The organism is Robinsoniella sp. RHS, from assembly GCF_001029355.1.
GTDB classification, from domain to species: Bacteria; Bacillota; Clostridia; order Lachnospirales; family Lachnospiraceae; genus Robinsoniella; species Robinsoniella peoriensis.
This window is the reverse complement of record NZ_JNGB01000128.1, coordinates 1-3,604: the sequence shown is the minus strand read 5'-3', so window position 1 is coordinate 3,604 and position 3,604 is coordinate 1. Positions and strand designations below refer to the sequence as shown.

Annotated in this window: 2 protein-coding genes; one reads left to right on the top strand and one right to left on the bottom strand. The window is 45.1% G+C overall.

Annotated features, from left to right (window positions below):
• Window positions 1-436: 436 nt before the first annotated feature.
• Window positions 437-1,279, bottom strand: a complete 843-nt coding sequence (locus tag RHS_RS25120; RefSeq protein ID WP_047834725.1) for a helix-turn-helix domain-containing protein — start codon at window positions 1,277-1,279, stop codon at window positions 437-439.
• Between the two features lie 127 nt (window positions 1,280-1,406).
• Here RHS_RS25120 and RHS_RS25115 point away from each other — a divergent pair, with 127 nt between their 5' ends.
• Window positions 1,407-2,891, top strand: coding sequence for an alpha-glucosidase/alpha-galactosidase (locus tag RHS_RS25115; protein ID WP_047834724.1), 1,485 nt, complete (start codon window positions 1,407-1,409; stop codon window positions 2,889-2,891).
• The last annotated feature ends 713 nt before the right edge of the window (window positions 2,892-3,604 follow it).

The window sequence follows — 3,604 nt, the reverse complement described above, 5'->3', positions numbered from 1 at the left end:
TCAGTTGCTTTATGCCAATCGCGTCCGGCATGCCACAACCCCGGGGCCCACCCTGCTGAGAAAACCAGCTTTGTATCAATAAACTGCATCCCGGAAAGAGAAGGGGACGGACCAGGACATTGGTTTGGGAGGCGTATAGCAGAGCTGAGCATTTACTTACCTTCCCGGAGTGCTTTTTGGCGGATACAATTCGACTGGCTCCCATCGGATTGTAAGCGGGCAGTGAGCTGCGAAATGCATCAGGATTTCGGAGCGAATGCCCGCGTGCCGCCAAAAAGTGCTCTGGGAAGGTTAGAAAATGCCAGTTCTGCGGTAAGCCTTCCAAACCAATGTCCTGGTCCGTCCCCTTCTCTTTCCGTACACTACCTACATCTACAAAGCGTCTTTACTCACCTAAACCCCAATTTAAGCTGAAATTGTTCAATCTAGTACAGCATTACTTCCACTCACGGCGGTATTCCTGAGGTGTAACATTCATATGCTTGTGGAAAATTTTCGTAAAATAATTTCCACAGGAAAATCCACAGGATACGGCGATCTGATGAATCGGAAGCGCGGTTTCAAGAAGAAGGGCTGCAGCCTGCTGTAAACGGATGTTTGTCAGGTATTTTATTGGAGGAACTCCGGTTTCTCTGGTAAATTCCCGAGTCAGATGATTTGGTGAAATATCAAGAAGTCCGGCAATTCTCTCTATGCCCTGAATAGAAGCATATTGTGTTTCCATAATTTTAATAGCTGCCTGGGTTCTGCTGGAGTAATCTGCCTCGTTGTGGATTACACTCTGACAGAGCCTGCACAAAAAGCGGTAGGCAAGTTCACTTGCTAAAAACGGATGAAACATTCTGCCGCTTTGGGTTTGGTTATATAAGTCGAAAAGAGTTTGGACTGCGCTGTTATGCAGCGGCAGTTCCAGAATCTTTCCGGCTTTTTTTGTAATTAGTTCATAGTATTTTGAAACGGCTTCTCCGCTTAGCAGCAGAAAAATAAATTCCCAGGGGTGATTTTCATTGTCATCCGGCATGTAGTATTTTTCATCGTCCGGTATATGTATAAAAAATCCCTGTCCCGGCTTAATGGAGAAACGTTTTCCCTGGGACTCATAGACGCCTTCTCCTTTTAATGTGTATTGGAAAAGGTAGCTGTCGATATTCCGTTCCCGGTTATCGTAGTAATAGCTGGTATTGGATCTCTGTTCGATCCCCATGCAGTTCAGGGAAATGTAGGGATCCTGGAGTTCATCGGGAAATAAAAAGTTATAAAATCCAAATTGATATGCCATCAAAAAATTACCCCTTTTATCATATTAGTCAGATTGATTGTTTACTGAAAACCATATATTATAGAATTATGATAACACAGGGTATACGTAAAGTATATAGCAAAAAATTACCATATGGAGGGATATTATGAGCTTTAAAGTAGCATTTATCGGGGCAGGAAGTTTAGGTTTTACAAGAGGACTGTTAAAAGATATTTTATCAGTGAAAGAGTTTTCTAATATTGAAGTAGCATTCACCGATATGAATGAAGAAAATTTAAGAATGGTGACACAGCTCTGTCAGCGGGATATTGATGAAAATGGACTTAACATAAAGATTCATTCCACCCCGGACCGTAGAGAAGCATTTAGAGATGCGAAATATGTGATCAACTGCGTAAGAGTCGGAATGTTGGAAGCATTTGAAACGGATGTGGAAATTCCTTTAAAATACGGTGTGGACCAGTGTGTTGGCGATACGCTGTGCATTGGAGGAATTATGTACGGGCAGAGAGGGATTGCAACTCTTCTGGACTTCTGCAGGGATATCCGCGAGGTGGCAAAACCGGGATGTATCCTGTTAAATTATTCCAATCCAAACGCCATGCTGACCTGGGCTTGTAATAAATATGGCAAAGTAAAGACTTATGGATTGTGCCATGGGGTTCAGCATGGACATGCGCAGATTGCGAAGGCATTCGGAGTGGAAGATAAAGATGTAGATATTATCTGTGCAGGACTAAATCATCAGACCTGGTACATAAGTGCAAAGATAAAGGGTGAAGAAAGAGTACAGGAACTCTATGAATTGATGTTAAATCAGCAGGAAATGCTGGACAATGAAAATATCCGTCTGGATGTGATGAAAAATTTTGGCTATTATTCTACAGAATCCAATGGACACCTGTCAGAATACCTTTCCTGGTACCGGAAACGGCCCGAAGATATGGAAAAATGGATTAATTACAGCAGTTGGATTCAAGGCGAGACAGCCGGATATCTGAGAGTCTGCAAAGAAGGCAGGAACTGGTTTGAAACGGATTTTCCAAATTGGCTGCAGGAACCGGCAAAGGAGTACAAATATGAAGACAGAAGCGCGGAACACGGAAGCTATATCATAGAAAGTCTGGAAACAGGCCGCCCGTACCGGGGACATTTTAATATTATGAACGAAGGGTGTATCTCCAATCTTCCGGATGATTGTGTGGTGGAAGTTCCGTGTTATGTAGACTTCAATGGAGTTTCGGTACCGAAAGTAGGGGATCTTCCTCTTGGATGTGCAGCGATTTGTTCTCAGAGCGTGTGGGTACAAAAGCTCTCTGTGGAAGCAGCGGTACAAGGGGATATCAGACTTTTGTATCAGGCGGCAATGATGGATCCGCTCACAGGCGCAGTATGTACCCCTGCTGAGATCAGGCAGATGGTGGATGAGATGTTAATCGCCGGGGAACAATGGCTCCCCCAGTATGCAGGTGAGATTGAACAGGCTAAAGAGCGTATGCAGGGTGAACTGCTTCCGTATCGCCCCGCAAAAGGATTCACCATGAAAGAAAAGACAGTGGAAGAAATGTCCAGGGATAAAGAAAAGGCAAGAGCTATGGCTGGAGCCGCAGCTAAAGAAAATGTAAAGTAATTTATAAAAGTGGGGTTTAGCTGATTAAGGGGACGCTTTGTAGATGGAGTAGTGCGCGGAAAGAGAAGGGGGCGGACCATGGCAGGCGTTTGGAAGGCTTACCGCAGAACTGGCATTTTCTAACCTTCCCAGAGCGCTTTTTGGCGGCACGCGGGCAGTGAGCTGCGAAATCCTGATGCATTTCGCAGCTCACTGCCCGCTTAGTATCCGATGGGAGCCAGTCGAATACTATCCGCCAAAAAAACACTCCGGCAAGGTAAGTAAATGCTCAGATCTGCTATACGCCTTCCAAACGCCTGCCATGGTCCGCCCCCTTCTCTTTCCGGGATGCAGTTTATTGATACAAAGCTGGTTTTCTCAGCAGGGTGGAGCCCCGGGGTTGTGGCATGCTGTACGCTATTGGCATAGAACACTTAAAAACCATTAAACCAGCTGGATGTTATCACACTGAACTGCCGTAACACACTCTGCTGCATCCAAAAACGAACAGACCGTCACAACCCAAGGGTCTCCACCAGGCTGAGAAAACCAGCTTTGTATCAACAAATGCTATCTCGGAAAGATGGGTGTGGGAAACTGGTATGGACGTAGGAAGCGTAGAGCAGAGCTGAGTATTTTACTTACCTTTCCGAATCGTTTTTTGGCGGATAGTATTCGACTGGCTCCCATCGGATACTAAGCGGGTACTGAACCGAGAAATGCATCAGGATTTC

Excerpts from the sequence above, each read along its gene's own strand:
- RHS_RS25120 (WP_047834725.1), bottom strand. The coding sequence starts at position 1,279 with ATGGCATATCAATTTGGATTTTATAACTTTTTATTTCCCGATGAACTC.
- RHS_RS25115 (WP_047834724.1), top strand. The coding sequence starts at position 1,407 with ATGAGCTTTAAAGTAGCATTTATCGGGGCAGGAAGTTTAGGTTTTACA.